Raw genomic sequence first — 14,424 nt, forward strand, 5'->3', positions numbered from 1 at the left:
CCGCCTGTCGCATCTTCGCCACCGCGGAAACACCGAAAGCGTGCCGCCGCGATATCAATCGAAGTATGCTGTAGCGCGATCCGGTCGCACGCCGGTCCGTAGCGTGCGTGCCGTGGACCAGCGCCGTGCTCCGTCCGGCAGCCAGAACAAACACAATCCGATTTCGCCCGACATTGGGCGGCCAACATGATCATGCTGCGTTCGTGGGGTGCGATTCTTTCGTTGCTGATGCTCGTCGCATGCGCGAGCCTGCCGCCGCAGGCCGACCGCGCGCCGACGCATGCATTCACCGATACCGACGATACGCGCCTCGGCATGGCATTTCGTCAGCAGGCTGCCGCCCATCCGGGGCAGGACGCGTTTCATTTGCTGACCGATCCGGTCGACGCGCTGGATGCGCGCGTGCTGCTCGCCGACCGCGCCGACCGCTCGCTCGACCTGCAGTACTACATCTGGCACGACGACCTGACCGGGCACGAACTGGCCGATGCGATCATTCGCGCGGCCGATCGCGGCGTGCGCGTGCGCGCGCTCCTCGACGATCTCGGCACCAACGCGGACGACCGCAAGCTGCTCGAAATCAGCTCGCATCCGAACATCGAGATCCGGCTGTTCAATCCGGTGGCCACGCGCCGGTTCAAGAAGATCGGCACCGTGTTCGAGTTCTCGCGCGTCAATCGGCGCATGCACAACAAGGCGATGATCGCGGACAACCAGGCGGCAATCGTCGGCGGCCGCAATATCGGCGACGAATATTTCGGCGCATCGTCGATGCTGGAGTTCGGCGATCTTGACGTCGTCGTTCACGGCCCGGTCGTGAAGGACATCTCGACCGAATTCGATACGTTCTGGAATTCGCCGTACGCGTATCCGGTCGATACGCTGGTCGGGCACGATGCGGCGCCGGGCGGGCTCGACCGCGAGCGCGAACGGTTGCGCGATTACCTGAGGGCCATGGAGGACAATCCGTACGTGCTCGAGGCCCGGCAGCGACTCGACCGGATCGTCCACGGGCAAGGCACGGAGCTGTCGTGGGGGCATGCGACGGTGCTGTACGACGATCCGTCGAAGATCGCGCACGCGCCGAAGGACAGCGACGGGCACCTGATGCCGCAGTTGCGTGCGCTGGCGCTGCAGCCCCGGCACGACCTGCTGATCGTGTCGCCGTATTTCGTGCCGGGCAAGGAGGTGGTCGAGCGGCTGCGCGCGCTCACGGCGCGCGGCGTGCGCGTGACGGTGCTGACCAACTCGCTCGCCTCGACCGACGTGGCGGCCGTGCATGCCGGCTACCGGCGCTATCGAAGCGATCTGGTGAACGCGGGCGTGCGGCTTTACGAGCGCCGGCCATCGGGCGACAAGAGCATTTCGAAGCAGGTCATCGTCGGCTCGTCGCGCGCGTCGCTGCACGCCAAGACCTACGTGTTCGATCACACGAGCATCTTCATCGGGTCGATGAATCTCGATCCGCGCTCGCTGAACCTCAATACGGAGATCGGTGTTTACTGCGAGAGCCCCGCGATCGCGTCGCAGGTCGCCAACGATCTGGAGGCGCGGCTCGACCAGATCGCATGGCGTGTCGAGGCGAGAACCGATCCGGCCGGCAAAGGGCGGCTCAAGTGGATTCAGACGGATGCGGACGGGACGATCACCGAGATCGATCACGAGCCGGAGGTGTCCGCCCCGCGACGGATGGAAGTGTGGTTTCTCGGGCTGTTTCCGATCGAATCGCAATTGTGAGCGACATTCAGCGCCGCGCGCGGCGGTGCTGCTCGATGACGTCCGCGAACTGCATCGCTGCTGTCTCGATCGTCGCGTCGCTCAGCCCGGAATAGCCGAGCACGAAGCCGTTGTACCGGAGGCCGTCGCCGACGCAGTAGCTGCTCAACGGTTGCAGCAGCAAGCCCTGGGCGGTTGCCGTGCGCGCGACGTCGGTATCGTGCAGCGGCGCCGCGAGATCTGCGGAAAGATGCATGCCGCCCGGGCTTTCCCGCACGGTCAGCGACGTGCCGAGATGGCGAGCGAGCGCTGCTTCGAGGCTGCTGCGCCGGTCGGCGTAGAGCGCCCGCATCTTCCGCAGATGCCGCGCGAACAGGCCGGTATCGATGAACTCGGCCATCGCCAACTGGTCGGCCGAGTGACCGCGATGGACGAGTTCGCGCAGCGTTCTCGTGAAGCGTTCGACGAGCACCGGCGGCACCACCATGAAACCGAGCCGAAGGGCGGGAAACATCGTCTTGCTGAACGTGCCGAGATAGCACACCGGGGCATCGGCATGCAGGCCCTGGATCGCGGGCAGCGGCTGGCCGCCGTGACGGAATTCGCTGTCGTAATCGTCCTCGATGATCCACGCGCCGCATGCGCGGGCGCGCTCGACGAGTGCCGCGCGCCGCCGGGGGCTCATCAGCGCGCCGAGCGGGTACTGGTGCGACGGCGTCGTATAGATCAGCCGGGGCGGGCGGGTGCGCCACTGCTCGTCGGTCGGCGCCATGCCGTCGCGATCGACCTCGATCGGCACGGGAATCAGGCCGGTCGACCGGAACGCGGCTCTCGCGCCGTTGTAGCAAGGGTTCTCGAGCCAGCCGTATTCGCCGGGATTCGCGAGCATGCGCGCGCAGAGTTCTAGGCTGCTCTGCGTGCCGTCGGTGATGAATACCTGGTCCGCGTCGCAGCGCACGCCGCGCGAGACGCGGATGTACGCGGCCACCGCGCGCCGCAGTTCGGGCAGCCCTTCGACCGGCCCGTACGCCAGCCGGGCGGGCGTGATGGTCTTCCACGCACGCTCGATGCAACGACGCCATTGGGCGACCGGGAATTCGTCGAGGGACGGGAGGCCGGGAACGAACGGCAGCATGCGCTCGGGCTCGGGATCGGCATTCTCCAGCCCCTGCACGCGCGCCGACAGGCGAACCGGTGCCAGGCCGTCCTCGTGGCCGGCGCTCGGCCGGCCGCATCCGTCCCACAACGTGATCGTGCCGTTGCGCGTGGCCGCCACGAAGCCTTCCTCGGCCAGGCGCTCGTACGCATAGACCGCGGAATTGCGCGCGATGCCCAGTTCGGCCGCAAGCACGCGCGTCGACGCGAGCCGCGTGCCGGGCGGAAGGTGCCCGTCCAGCAGCATGTCGCGCAGGCTGCGGTAGAGGGCTTCTTGCCGGCTATGCGTTGTCGCGCCGTCCTGTCTGGAAAGCGAGGAGATGAGCAGCGCGAGATCCATGGGCTGGTTCCAGAAATTTTCCTTGTGCTGGTTCTTTCGAAGATGCCGCGCGCATCGTATCGTTCACGTTCTCGCGGGGCAGGCCGGTGCACGCCCATTTTTAGCAATCGGCGCGGCTTGGGGTACGCGCGTATTTTGCTCGATTCGGCAAGCGACTGTCGATGGGCCGGGCAGCCACGCGTTCACGCACGGATACGGCACGATGCCGATACAATTAACTTCGCAGTACGAATATATGAACGATCGGACCACTCTCTCTTCCACGCCCCGTACGGCCATTCGCCGACTGCCTGAGCTGGCGAGCCGCGATCGCGCGATGCTCCACCGCATCGTGGACGACGCGTACGTCTGTCACATCGCGTTCGGCGACGGGCAGGACACGCACTGCATCCCGACCGCGCACTGGAGAAGGGGCGACGACCTCTATATCCACGGGTCCAACGGCAGCCGGATGATCAAGGCGCTGGCGGGCGGCGCGCAGGCTTGCGTCGCGATGACGCTGCTGGACGGCCTCGTGCTGGCGAGGTCCGCCTTCAATCATTCGATGAATTATCGATCCGCGGTGATCTATGGGCAGTTCGACGTGATCGAAGGCAGCGTGGAAAAACTCGCCGCGCTGGATGCGTTGATGGACAAGATCGCGCCGGGCCGCAAGCATGAAGCGCGGCCGGGCAATTCGAAGGAAATCAATGCGACCAGCGTGCTGCGGATTTCGATGGCGGAAGCGGCCGTGAAAATCAGCGATTCGCTGCCGTCCGACAAGGAAGAGGATCTGGGGCTCGCGGTCTGGGCCGGGATCTTGCCGTTGAAGACGGCACGCGGCGCGCCGGTTCATGCCGACGGTAACGTGCCAGTGCCGGATTATGTCCGGAACTGGGCCGATTGAGCGGCGCGGCAAGGCCGGCATCGGAAGAGGCGAGACGACGCGGCAAGCAGGGAACCCGCGACGGCTTCGCAGCCTTCGCGGGTCGTCGGACGCGGTTGCGTACGATACGTCGCGCTCCCGCATCCGGTTCGGTCAATGGCCCATCAGCGCGCGAAATCCGACGTGCTCTGGATGAACGCGTTCAGCTTCGAGATGTTCACGCTGCCGAAGCCCGTCGTCGCATCCCAGCCGGCTTTCGCCTTGTAGCCGTAAGTGCCGCTGCCGTTGTTGCCGGACGTGACGTCGTGCAGCAGCGCCGCGTTGGTCGGGAAATACTTGTAGATACTCGACGCGGGGAACCCGAGCGCATTGTTGTTGGCCGACTGCAGCCGCGCCCAGATGCCCGTGAAGATCGGTGCGGCGAGGCTCGTGCCGCCTTCGTTGTTCAGGTAGCCCGACCCCCACAGCGTGTCGGACGTCTGGCCGTTCACGACGAGAATCGCGCCCGTGCGCAGGTCGGCGTCGAAGCCGACGTCGGGTAGGGCGCGCTTGGTCGAGCCGGTGAGGGTCGACGACTGCCACGTCGGCGCGGCCTCGTACTTGCTGTACCCGCCGCCCGTCGACCACACGGTGCCCGGCTGCCAGCTCGGATCGTTCCAGACGATTTCGCTGTTGTACGCATTGGTCGACGTATTGGTGAACAGCGTCGTGCCGCCCACCGCGATCACGTACGGCGACGTGGCCGGCTCGCTCACCGTGTAGGTCGAGCGTGACGGCGTGCCGCTCGCGCATTCGTACGCACCGTGGTCGCCGGCGGAAACCGAGAAGGTTTGCCCTTGCGCGACCGCCTGCTTGAAGATGGTGTCGTCGGTGGCCTGCGAACCGGTGCTGTACGCGGACGATTCGCATACGCCGAGCGACACGTTGATCACTTTCGCGACGTTGTCGGTCACGGCCTTGTTGTACGCGGCCGTGATCGCGGTGAGCGTCATCGACGGCGCGGCGTAGAACACGACCTGCTTCACGCTGCCGCCGGCCGTGCCGACGATCGACTGGCTGTCGAGGTTCCATTCGACGGTGCCGTCGGTGTCGGTGTACGAGCTGCCGGCCGGGCCCGTCTTCACGATGCTGCTGCTGATCGTGCCGAGGCCGTTGTTCGCGGCGAACGTATTGAGGTCGCTCACCGTCTGCGACAGGTCGCCTTCGGAGATGATGCCGACCGTGGTCTGCGAGGCCGTCGGCGTGCCGTCGCCGCCGTAGATCGACGAGAACTCGGTCGGGTTGTGCGGCACCGCCGACGCGCCGGCCGGGATCGTCAGGTTGCTGGTGTTGCCTTGCGGTTTGCTGCCCGCGCCCGTATGCATGAGCTCGACGTTCTGCAGGCCGAGCACCGCGCCGACGATGTTGCCGATCGCGTTCGGCACTTGCGCGGCGTCGGTGTTCGCATACACGCTGCGGCCGTTGCGCGTGAAGCGCTTGAGGGTCGTGCGGAACGCGGACTGGACGGTTCCCGCGGTGCCGGACGCGGACACCAGCAGCCGGTTCGGCGCGACCACGATATTCACGAAGCCTGCCTTGCGCAGATGGGCGACGACGGACGCGACCTGCTGGTCGGTCGGCGCATATTGCGCGGCGAATTGTGCCGGCGTCAGGAACTGCCGGTAGTGCGGCGAGCCGGGCGTATGCTGGTCGCGCAGGTACTGGTCGAGCTGTGCTTCGTTGCGCAGGTTCAGCCCGAGCACGATGTCCACCGATTCGCCGGCTGCCATGTCGATCGCCGCGGCGGCTGCGGCAGCCGTGCTCGCGGCGGGCGCAACGGCCGTGCCGGCTTCGTTCTGCTGCACGAGCGGCAGGAACCCCTTGGTGCGCGTTTCCGTCCACCCGGCCGCAGGCGCGGCATGGGCGGTCGCCATGCCGAACGACGCGGCTGCTGCGGCGGCGAATGCGAGTTTGGCGATGCGAATGTGCTTTTGTTTCTTGTCTGCAACCTGATTCATTTGAATTACCCCTCCGGTTGAACAACGAACGGCACGAACAACAACGGTCGACAGCGGTGCGGGTCATGCACCGCAGTTTTCTGTCGCATGCGCGCGGATGGCACGGACGCGACAGGGCCTTTCGCCCGATCCGGAAAGCGGTTTTTGTCCGGGGGCGAAATACGAAAAGCGGTAACGGAAAGGCTGCGCCGCGGGGCGGGGCAGTCGCGCCGGATTCGGCGCGGGCGGGATTGCTAGAGCAACAGCTTCGTTATCCTGCTCATTTGATTCGATCCTTCGACCCGCTGCCGGATGGCAGCCGTCCAGTGAAATGCATCGGGATCCTGCACGCGCCGGCGGGCGAACGAATCATTCGGCGGCGCGTACTTCGGTGCAGCGGAAACGAAAAAACGTGGAGCGGAATCGATTGCGTGGCGGGCGATCCGTCGGATTGCTTGCATCGGACGGTATCAAGAATGAAAGCGCGATGTCAAACTTTTTTTGATTATATGAAACAAAATTAAATCGAATAAGCCGCAATGATTTTGAAAAGATCGGCGGTATTTTGTAATGTTCGAAACCGGTCACGCAGGTAATGCCGAACGAGACTCGCTGATCCTTTCCGATGCGTGTTTAAACGGGCAATCGTCATCGAGGAAATGCTCGAATCGCGCGCGCCTGTCGTTCGGCGACCTGAAGGTCGTCGACGAACCGGAACAGTTCGTCGACATGCTGAAGCAGCGCATCGCGCGAGGAAGCGTCCGCATCGATGGCGAGTGTCCTGATGGCGTCGAGCCGGATTTCGAGTTCAGCGAGCTGTGTCGCGCCATTGGCCGATCGCTGGCAGAATCCGGCCCTGGCATCGCGCGATATCGAAGCGGACCTGGGCAGCGAACGGGTCGCGTCTTTTCTTCAGACGGCACGGGTTCGACCATCCCGATCCGGAGCGAATCGTGTTCTATCGCCTGCCCGACGCGTTTTTGAGTCTGAACGTGTGTTCGGATGACGCCCGGGACGATTTGCCTGTTCCGTACGTCACCCTGGTTCCGTAGTAGTCCTGCTGTTTGCGTGCGAAATTCCGCATCCGCTACGAAGGCCCTGCGTCAGTCGCGATCTCGCCACGCGTACGAGAAACGAAGGCCTTCGCCGAGCGTGCACTGGAAAACCTGTGCGGGCGCGACGGGCTGGTACGTGGTAGGCGAAAGCGAGCGTACCGTCACCGTTGCACTTTCATCCTGCATCACGCGGTACTGGATCAGTTCGAGTACGGTCGCGCCGCTTGGCTGGACGGTGAGGTGCTGGTTGGCGAACGCGAGCGTATTGCCGGCGACTTCCATGAAGTCGCGTATCGCGAAGCCACCCGACACGGTGGGCGCCGCTGCCTGGGTGGCGGCCTGCTGCGCGTGCTGGCACTGGTTCGGCGAAAAGATCGCGGTGACCGTCACGCCGGCAAAGAGCCGCGCGCGCAACTGACGATACGAATTGGCGCCGTCCGGTTGGGGGCTCGCGGCGGCTGCCGCGAGACTGGTTGCCGCGCCGGCGGCAACAAGAACGATGGCGAAGCGATTCAGCATTTTCCTGTCTCCGTGCGATGAAACCAACGGCACGATAGCACGGGGTGTCCGCATTGTTCAGACGGTTGATACGTAGTCGCGCTACGGTTTGGCGCCGGCATGTCGCAGTGCGTCCGCGGCATACGTGTTGTCGTGCGTCAGTGCGAGCTGAAGCAGCGACTGGCCGCGCCGGTCGACATGGTTCGGATTCGCGCCATGCGCGACGAGCAGCGGAATCAGCTCGAACCGGTTGAACAGCGTCGCGAACCCCAGCGCGGTTTCGCCGGCGCCGTTCGTCTGGTCGATCGGGCAGCGCGTGTCGAGCAGGCGTCGCGCGATGTCGGGCTCGTTTCGGAAGAGGGCGCCCATCAGCGCGGTGTTGCCGTGACGATCGCCGACGCACGCATCGGCGCCGGCCGACAACAGGTAGTCGAGCGCTGCGGGCTGGCCGTCGTACGACGCGAGGATCACGGCCGTGTAGCCGTGGCTGTCGACGGCGTCGACCGGGTAGCCTGCGTCGTGCAACGCGCGCAGGATATCGACGCGGCCGACGCGCGCGGCGTCGAACCAGTCGCCGTCATAGCGGCGCAGCGCGGCAGGGTCGGCCTTGCCGTATGCCGGACGGTCGGGCAGGTGCGCACAGCCGGCGAGCGCGGCCAGCGCGAGCGCCGCCGCGGCCGCGCGGATCGCATGGGTGAAGCGTTCTGATCGCATGGGGAGGAAGTCCTGATGAAGGGGGGCGGCCGACGTGCGCGGCGCGCTCGCACACGTCGGCGGCGACCGGTGCCGCGGGATCAGTCGTCGCTCAGCTTCGCCGCGAGCGACTGCACTTGCTGGACGTTCGCGTGAACGGCCTGCGCGAGACGCGTACCGTAATCGGCGTCGGCCTTGTAGAAGTACGACAGCATCGCGTACTGGTTGCGCGCGTTCTTCACCTGGCCGAGATCGCCGGACAGTGCGGTGACGAGATCGTCCTTGTCCTGCTGCGACAGGCTACGGTAGTACTCGCCCGCCTGACGGAACGGCAATTTCTTGCGGATCGCTTCCTGTTGCGTCGTGCCGCCGAGCGCCATGCGGACCGACTTGTACTGCGGATCCTGCGCGAGTTCGTTCAGCGTCGACGGTTCGTAATTCACCTCGCCCTTGCGGTCGCCGGCATTCATCTTGCCGTCCTGGTTGTTGTTGACGACCGGCACAGCCGGGCGGTTGATCGGCAGATCCATGTAGTTCGCGCCGAGCCGGTACATCTGCGTGTCGGCGTACGCGAACAGGCGATCCTGCAGCATCCGGTCTTCGGACGGTTCGATGCCCGGCACGAGCCGCGACGGCGCGAAAGCCGATTCCTCGGTCGACTGGAAGTAGTTATCGGGCGCGCGGTTGAGCGTCATCGTGCCAATCTTGCGTTCAGGCACGCCGGTCCAGACCTTCGTATCGTCGAGCGCGTCGAAGTCGAAGCGGCTCAGATCCTTCGGCGTGAGCACCTGCACGTACAGGTCCCACTTCGGGAAATCGCCCTGTTTCAGCGCGCCGTACAGGTCGTTCGTCATCATGTTCCAGTCGCGGCCGATCGATGCGGCGATCTCTTGCGGGCGCAGGCCGTGTACGCCTTGCTGGCTTTTCCAGTGGAACTTCACGTAGTGCACGTCGCCCTGCGCATTGACGAACTTGAACGCATGCACCGCGAAGCCGTCCATGCGGCGATACGAATCGGGCATGCCCGCGTTCGTATACAGCATCGTCAGCATGTGGGTCGCTTCAGGCGTGTGCGCGAAGAAGTCGAACGCGAGGTTCGGATCCTGCACGCCGGTCACCGCGCTCGGTTTGTTCGCGTGCACGAAGTCGGGGAACTTGATGCCGTCGCGAATGAAGAACACCGGCCAGTTGATGCCGACCATGTCCCAGTTGCCCTGCTGCGTATAGAACTTCACCGCGAAGCCGCGCGGGTCGCGCGCCTGCTCGGGCGAGCCGCGATAGCCCATCACGGTGGAGAAGCGCACGAACACCGGCGTGCGGGTGCCCGGCGTGAAGACTTTCGCTTTCGTCAGGTCGGAGATGTCGGCGCTCGGCACGAACTCGCCGAATGCGCCGGTGCCGCGTGCATGCACCACGCGTTCCGGAATGCGTTCGCGATCGAAGCGCTGTAGTTTCTCGATGAGCGCGGAGTCCTGCAGCAGCACCGGGCCGGCCGGGCCGGCCGTCTGCGAATTCTGGTTGTCGCCCACGGGCGCGCCGGTGTCGCGCGTGAGTTCGGCGGCGTACGGCGAAGCGGAGAGGGCCACGCAGATCGCGGCGACTGCGTGCCGCAGCACGCGATGGGAAGTTGAGGACATGACGATGGAACTCCTTGAATCCGATCGGTGGTGGGGAAGCCGACTGAATTAGAAGAGATCGTCAGACGATTGGCTAATTGATATTCGATATGTTTTCGATAGCCGTGGCATCGATGTGGCGCGCGCCCGTTCGTTGCGCAAGAAACGAAGCGGTATCGTTGCGCGCGCAATGAGTCGTCGCGGCGCGCATGATGCATCGGTCGTGCATGATTTGCGTCGGCGCCGTCAACCGGCGCTTGCCTGCCAGCCGAGCCCGAGGCTCTTCTGCACGGACACGTAGTCCTTGATCAGTTCGGCTTGCCCGGCGATCACGTTCTGCTGCGCGGACAGCGCTTCGCGTTGCGTATCGAGCAGGTCGATCATCGACGCGACGCCCGCGCGATAGCGCTGGTCCATCAGCGCGCGCGAATGCACGGCGGACGTCTGCACCTTCGTCAATGCGACGACGTGCTCGCGCTGATGCCCGTAACGCTGCAGCGCGGTATTGGCATCCTGCAATGCACCGAGCACGGCCTTCTGATAATTCGCTTCCGCTTCGTCGCGCGACGCTTCGGCCGCGCGTACCGCGCCGCGCGTGCGTCCGAAGTCCAGAATGTTCCATTGCAGGTACGGCGCGCCGATCCATGTGAAATTCTGCTTGCGGAACAGGTGGCCGGGGTCGGTCGCGCTGAAGCCGAGATCGCCGAGCAACGTCACCTTCGGGAAATAGTCGGCGATATGCTCGCCGATCTGCGCATGGCTCGACGCAAGCCGGCGCTCGGCCGCGCGAATGTCGGGGCGCCGTTTCAGCAGCGTGGCCGGATCGCCGATCGCGACGCTGCCGGGCAGCGTCGGCAATGTCGCGTCCGGGGCCGACAGCGCGGCGTCGAGCGCGCCCGGCGCGCGGCCGGTCAGGATCGCGAGCCGGTCGAGCGATTCGGTTACCTGGGCATCGAGCGGGATCAGCGATGCGCGCGTGTTCTCGACCTGCGTCGTCAGCCGCTCGATGTCCGCATCGGCCGCGACACCGCGCGCGCGGCGCTGCTGCGTGAGTTCGAGCATCTGCTGCTGCAATTGCGCGGTGCGCCGCGACAACGCAAGTCGTTGCTGCTGGTCGCGCAGGTCGACGTACGCATTCGCGACTTCGGCCGCGATCGACACCTGCGTGTCGGCGAGATCGGCATCGACGGCTTCGGCCTGCGCGGAAGCGGCTTCGACCGCGCGCCGCGTGCCGCCGAACAGGTCGATTTCCCAGGTCGCGTCGAAGCCCGCCGAATAGAGTTGCAGCGGCCCCGAGCCGCTGAGCGACGGCGACGCGCCGCCCGACTGGCCCGCGCCATTCGACGGCAGCAGCGAACCGAGCGCGCCGACATCCGGTTCGCGCATGCGGATGGCCGCGACGGTGGCCGAGGATTTCGGCATCTGCGCCGCGCGCTGTTGCGAGAGTTGCGCGCGTGCCGCGCGCAAGCGTGCCTGCGCGGCGTGCAGATCCGGGTTGTACACGAGCGCGGCGACGATCAGCTCGTCGAGCTGGCGATCGTTCAGCGCGTGCCACCATGCGCTCGGCGCGGGCGCGGCGGTGTCGACGCCGGTGGCCGGCGCACGCACGAAGGTCGGTGCGTCGGGCGCGGCGGGCGCGCCGCGGTAGTCGGGGCCGACCGTGCAGCCGGCGAGCAGGCACGCGGTCGCGCACAGGGTGAGCGCGGGGCGGCGGGGCAGGGAGAAGGGTTTCATCGCGTATGACGGGTCAATGGCCGGACGACATCGGTTGCGGCCCGCGCGGCGTTCTCAGCAGCAGCGCGAGCGGCACGCAGGCGAGTAGCGCCAGGCCCAGCAGATAGAAGGTTTCGGAGTAGGTCATCACGACGGCCTGGATCTGGATCTGCTGCGCCAGCTGGCCGAGCGCGCGCATGTTCGAATACGCGAGATCGCCGGTGTGCGCGAACCAGTTGGCCGCATAGGCCGACAGTCGATCCTGTCCGATCGACGCGTTCGCGGTGACCGATTCGCGCAGCGCGGCCGTATGGAAGGTCGTGCGCCGGTCGATCACGGTGCCGATGATCGCGAGCCCGATCGAGCCGCCGAGGTTGCGCGCCATGTTGTAGAGCCCGGCCGCATCGCCCGAGTCTTCGCGCGCGACGGCCGCCATCGACGCCTGGTTGAGCGGCATCATCGCGAGCATCTGCGCGAGGCCGCGGATCAGCTGCGACCACACGAAATCGTGGCCGACGCTCTGCGCGGTCAGGCTGATGTCGAGCATGCAGCTCAGGCAGAACAGCAGCAGTCCCGTGATCACGAGAATGCGGAAATCGACCTTGCCGAGCAGGCGCGGCAGGATCGGCATCACGAGAAAGGCCGGCAGCCCCGACAGCAGCATGATCGCGCCGGCCTGTTCCGCGTTGTAGCCGGCGACGATCGCGAGGAACTGCGGCAGCAGGTAGGACACGCCATACAACCCGGCGCCGACCGCGGACACGATCACGATCACGCTCGCGTAGCGCGGGTTGCGCATCAGCGACAGCCGCATGATCGGCCGTTTCGCGAAGCGCTGCGACAGCGCGATCAGGATCATCCCGGCGAACGACACGATGCTCAGCGTGACGATCATCTGCGATTCGAACCAGCGTTCTCGCTGGCCTTCCTCGAGCACGACGGTCAGCGAGCTCAGGCCGATCGCGAGGCCGAGGATGCCGAGCCAGTCCGCGTTGAAGAACGCACTCCATTGCGGGCGGTCCGACGGCAGGCCGAACACCAGCAGCGCCATCAGCAGCAGGCAGACGGGCAGGTTCAGGAAGAAGCACCAGCTCCAGTTCACGTTTTCCGCGAGCCAGCCGCCGAGCACCGGGCCGAACAGCGGCCCGAGCAGCACGATCAGGCCGAACAGCGTCATCCCGACCGGCAACTGCGACAGCGGCAGGCGCGTGCGGATGATCGTCTGCGCGGTCGGGATCAGCGCGCCGCCGGTGAAGCCCTGGCCGATCCGGCCGGCGATCATCATCGGCAGCGAATGCGACCAGCCGCACATCATCGAGAAGGCGATGAACAGCGCGGAGTTCGTCAGCAGGAAATTGCGCAGCCCGAACACGCGCGTGAGCCATGCGGCGAGCGGGATCATCACGATTTCCGACATCAGGTAGCCGGTCGAGATCCATGTGCCTTCGGTGCCGGTCGCGCCGATTTCGCCCTGGATCTGCGGCAGCGCGGAATTCGTGATCGAGATGTCGAGCGTCGCCATCAGTGCGCCGAGCGCGCCGGCCGCGACCGCGATCCAGTCGGTCACGCTCGCGCGACCTTCGTGCGGCGGCGTGGGTATCGTGGCGGGCGTATCAGCCATGACGCTGCTCGTCGCGGGCCGAACGCGTATCGACGTCGACCGTCACCGACAGCCCGGGCAGCAGCATGCGTTGCGCGCGGGCATTCGCGGCGAGACGGATGCGCACGGGCACGCGCTGGACGATCTTCGTGAAGTTGCCGGTTGCATTTTCGGGCGGCAGCAACGCGAACTGTGCGCCGGTGCCGGGCGCGAAGCTGTCGACGACGCCGGACAGCGAGCCGTCCGGCAGCGCGTCGACATGCAGCTCGACGGGCTGGCCGATACGCATGTTGCCGATCTGCGTTTCCTTGAAGTTCGCGACGAGATAGATCGAGTCGACCGGCACGACGGTCAGCAGCCGCGTGCCGGGCTGCACGTATTGCCCGACGCGCACCGTGCGATCGCCGACGCGGCCCGCGAGCGTGCTGCGCACGATCGTGTTGTCGAGGTCGAGCTGCGCCTGTGCGGCGCTGGCCTGCGCGGCCTCGAGCTGCGCGCGCGCCTGCTGGAGCTGCGCGGTGAACGACGCGATCTGCGTGCGGGCGGCGGCGATCGACGCGGTGTTCGCGGCGAGTGTCGCGAGCGCCTGGTCGCGCGTGCTTTTCAGGTCGGCCACGCGTTCGTGTGTTTCGGCGCCGGTCGCCGCGAGCGGCGCATAGCGCGTGTACTCGTCGCTCGCGTGCTGCGCGTTGATCCTCGACACCTTCGCCTGTGCGTCGGCCTGTTCGAGGTTCGCGTGCTGCTGGCTGATGTCGGCTTCGGCGCGCGCGATATCGGCGCGGCGGGCGTCGACGGTTGCCAGCGCTTGCGCGAGCGCCACCTGGTACTGGCGGACGTCGAGCCGCACGAGCGGGTCGCCGGCCTTGACGGGCTGGTTGTCGCGCACGTAGACGTCGGTCACGTAGCCGGCGACCTTCGGCGCGGCAGTCATGCTGTCGGCCTGCAGGTACGCATCGTTGGTGCTTTCGATGAAGCGGCCGACCGTCCACCAGCGGCCGAGCCAGACCGCGCCGCCGACGGCCGCGAGCACGGCGACCACGAGCAGGATGCGCCGCTTCGTTCCGCCGTTGCCGTTGCGCGGCGTTGTTCCGTTTTCCTGACGATCTGCTTTCTGTGGCGGGTCTTGTGGCGTCGACATGCGGGATCCAATTTATTCCAAGTGGAAGAATTATTCCAGTTGATAAAATTGTGTCAAGT

General features: G+C 66.0%; 11 protein-coding genes. 3 read left to right on the forward strand and 8 right to left on the reverse strand.

Annotated elements, in window-relative coordinates; all coding sequences use genetic code 11:
* The first annotated feature begins 186 nt into the window (after positions 1 to 186).
* Complete coding sequence (locus tag C4B30_RS06695) at positions 187 to 1,737, forward strand: phospholipase D family protein (RefSeq protein ID WP_105132162.1); 1,551 nt, start codon at positions 187 to 189, stop codon at positions 1,735 to 1,737.
* A 7-nt stretch (positions 1,738 to 1,744) separates the two neighbouring features.
* Here the strand turns inward: C4B30_RS06695 and pdxR are convergent, their stop codons facing one another.
* A complete protein-coding gene (pdxR, locus tag C4B30_RS06700; RefSeq protein WP_105132163.1) occupies positions 1,745 to 3,211 on the reverse strand; it encodes a MocR-like pyridoxine biosynthesis transcription factor PdxR in 1,467 nt (488 codons plus the stop codon).
* A gap of 235 nt (positions 3,212 to 3,446) precedes the next feature.
* Here pdxR and C4B30_RS06710 point away from each other — a divergent pair, with 235 nt between their 5' ends.
* The gene (locus C4B30_RS06710) at positions 3,447 to 4,097 is read left to right on the forward strand and encodes a pyridoxamine 5'-phosphate oxidase family protein (RefSeq protein ID WP_105132164.1); all 651 of its coding nucleotides are present in this window, start codon (positions 3,447 to 3,449) and stop codon (positions 4,095 to 4,097) included.
* A gap of 143 nt (positions 4,098 to 4,240) precedes the next feature.
* Here C4B30_RS06710 and C4B30_RS06715 read toward each other — a convergent pair whose 3' ends face one another.
* Positions 4,241 to 6,073 (reverse strand): S53 family peptidase, encoded by a 1,833-nt coding sequence (locus C4B30_RS06715; protein ID WP_105132165.1) that lies wholly within the window; start codon positions 6,071 to 6,073, stop codon positions 4,241 to 4,243.
* Between the two features lie 549 nt (positions 6,074 to 6,622).
* Between C4B30_RS06715 and C4B30_RS35190 the strand changes: the two genes are divergently transcribed.
* A complete protein-coding gene (locus C4B30_RS35190) occupies positions 6,623 to 7,036 on the forward strand; it encodes a hypothetical protein (RefSeq protein WP_158683395.1) in 414 nt (137 codons plus the stop codon).
* A 119-nt stretch (positions 7,037 to 7,155) separates the two neighbouring features.
* Here the strand turns inward: C4B30_RS35190 and C4B30_RS06730 are convergent, their stop codons facing one another.
* The 6 genes from C4B30_RS06730 to C4B30_RS06755 form a co-directional block, all read right to left on the reverse strand.
* Entirely contained in the window at positions 7,156 to 7,626 is a 471-nt protein-coding gene (locus tag C4B30_RS06730) for a VirK family protein (RefSeq protein ID WP_105132166.1), read from the reverse strand.
* Positions 7,627 to 7,707: 81 nt separating this feature from the next.
* Positions 7,708 to 8,319, reverse strand: a complete 612-nt coding sequence (locus C4B30_RS06735) for an ankyrin repeat domain-containing protein (RefSeq protein ID WP_105132167.1) — start codon at positions 8,317 to 8,319, stop codon at positions 7,708 to 7,710.
* A gap of 80 nt (positions 8,320 to 8,399) precedes the next feature.
* The gene (locus tag C4B30_RS06740) at positions 8,400 to 9,935 is read right to left on the reverse strand and encodes a catalase (protein ID WP_105132168.1); all 1,536 of its coding nucleotides are present in this window, start codon (positions 9,933 to 9,935) and stop codon (positions 8,400 to 8,402) included.
* Between the two features lie 225 nt (positions 9,936 to 10,160).
* Positions 10,161 to 11,648 carry an efflux transporter outer membrane subunit gene (locus tag C4B30_RS06745; protein ID WP_105132169.1) on the reverse strand — a complete coding sequence of 496 codons (1,488 nt, stop codon included), beginning with the start codon at positions 11,646 to 11,648 and terminating at the stop codon, positions 10,161 to 10,163.
* 13 nt (positions 11,649 to 11,661) lie between these two features.
* Positions 11,662 to 13,248 carry an MDR family MFS transporter gene (locus C4B30_RS06750; protein ID WP_105132170.1) on the reverse strand — a complete coding sequence of 529 codons (1,587 nt, stop codon included), beginning with the start codon at positions 13,246 to 13,248 and terminating at the stop codon, positions 11,662 to 11,664.
* Positions 13,241 to 14,365, reverse strand: a complete 1,125-nt coding sequence (locus tag C4B30_RS06755) for an HlyD family secretion protein (protein ID WP_027782571.1) — start codon at positions 14,363 to 14,365, stop codon at positions 13,241 to 13,243. The genes C4B30_RS06750 and C4B30_RS06755 overlap by 8 nt, the downstream gene beginning before the upstream one ends.
* Between the last annotated feature and the right edge of the window lie 59 nt (positions 14,366 to 14,424).

The sequence above is a fragment of the Burkholderia sp. BE12 genome, from assembly GCF_002959955.1.
In the GTDB taxonomy this organism is placed as follows: domain Bacteria; phylum Pseudomonadota; class Gammaproteobacteria; order Burkholderiales; family Burkholderiaceae; genus Burkholderia.

Excerpts from the sequence above, each read along its gene's own strand:
- C4B30_RS06715 (WP_105132165.1), bottom strand. The coding sequence starts at position 6,073 with ATGAATCAGGTTGCAGACAAGAAACAAAAGCACATTCGCATCGCCAAA.
- C4B30_RS06750 (WP_105132170.1), bottom strand. The coding sequence starts at position 13,248 with ATGGCTGATACGCCCGCCACGATACCCACGCCGCCGCACGAAGGTCGC.
- C4B30_RS35190 (WP_158683395.1), top strand. The coding sequence starts at position 6,623 with ATGTTCGAAACCGGTCACGCAGGTAATGCCGAACGAGACTCGCTGATC.
- C4B30_RS06755 (WP_027782571.1), bottom strand. The coding sequence starts at position 14,365 with ATGTCGACGCCACAAGACCCGCCACAGAAAGCAGATCGTCAGGAAAAC.
- C4B30_RS06695 (WP_105132162.1), top strand. The coding sequence starts at position 187 with ATGATCATGCTGCGTTCGTGGGGTGCGATTCTTTCGTTGCTGATGCTC.
- pdxR (WP_105132163.1), bottom strand. The coding sequence starts at position 3,211 with ATGGATCTCGCGCTGCTCATCTCCTCGCTTTCCAGACAGGACGGCGCG.
- C4B30_RS06735 (WP_105132167.1), bottom strand. The coding sequence starts at position 8,319 with ATGCGATCAGAACGCTTCACCCATGCGATCCGCGCGGCCGCGGCGGCG.
- C4B30_RS06710 (WP_105132164.1), top strand. The coding sequence starts at position 3,447 with ATGAACGATCGGACCACTCTCTCTTCCACGCCCCGTACGGCCATTCGC.
- C4B30_RS06745 (WP_105132169.1), bottom strand. The coding sequence starts at position 11,648 with ATGAAACCCTTCTCCCTGCCCCGCCGCCCCGCGCTCACCCTGTGCGCG.
- C4B30_RS06730 (WP_105132166.1), bottom strand. The coding sequence starts at position 7,626 with ATGCTGAATCGCTTCGCCATCGTTCTTGTTGCCGCCGGCGCGGCAACC.
- C4B30_RS06740 (WP_105132168.1), bottom strand. The coding sequence starts at position 9,935 with ATGTCCTCAACTTCCCATCGCGTGCTGCGGCACGCAGTCGCCGCGATC.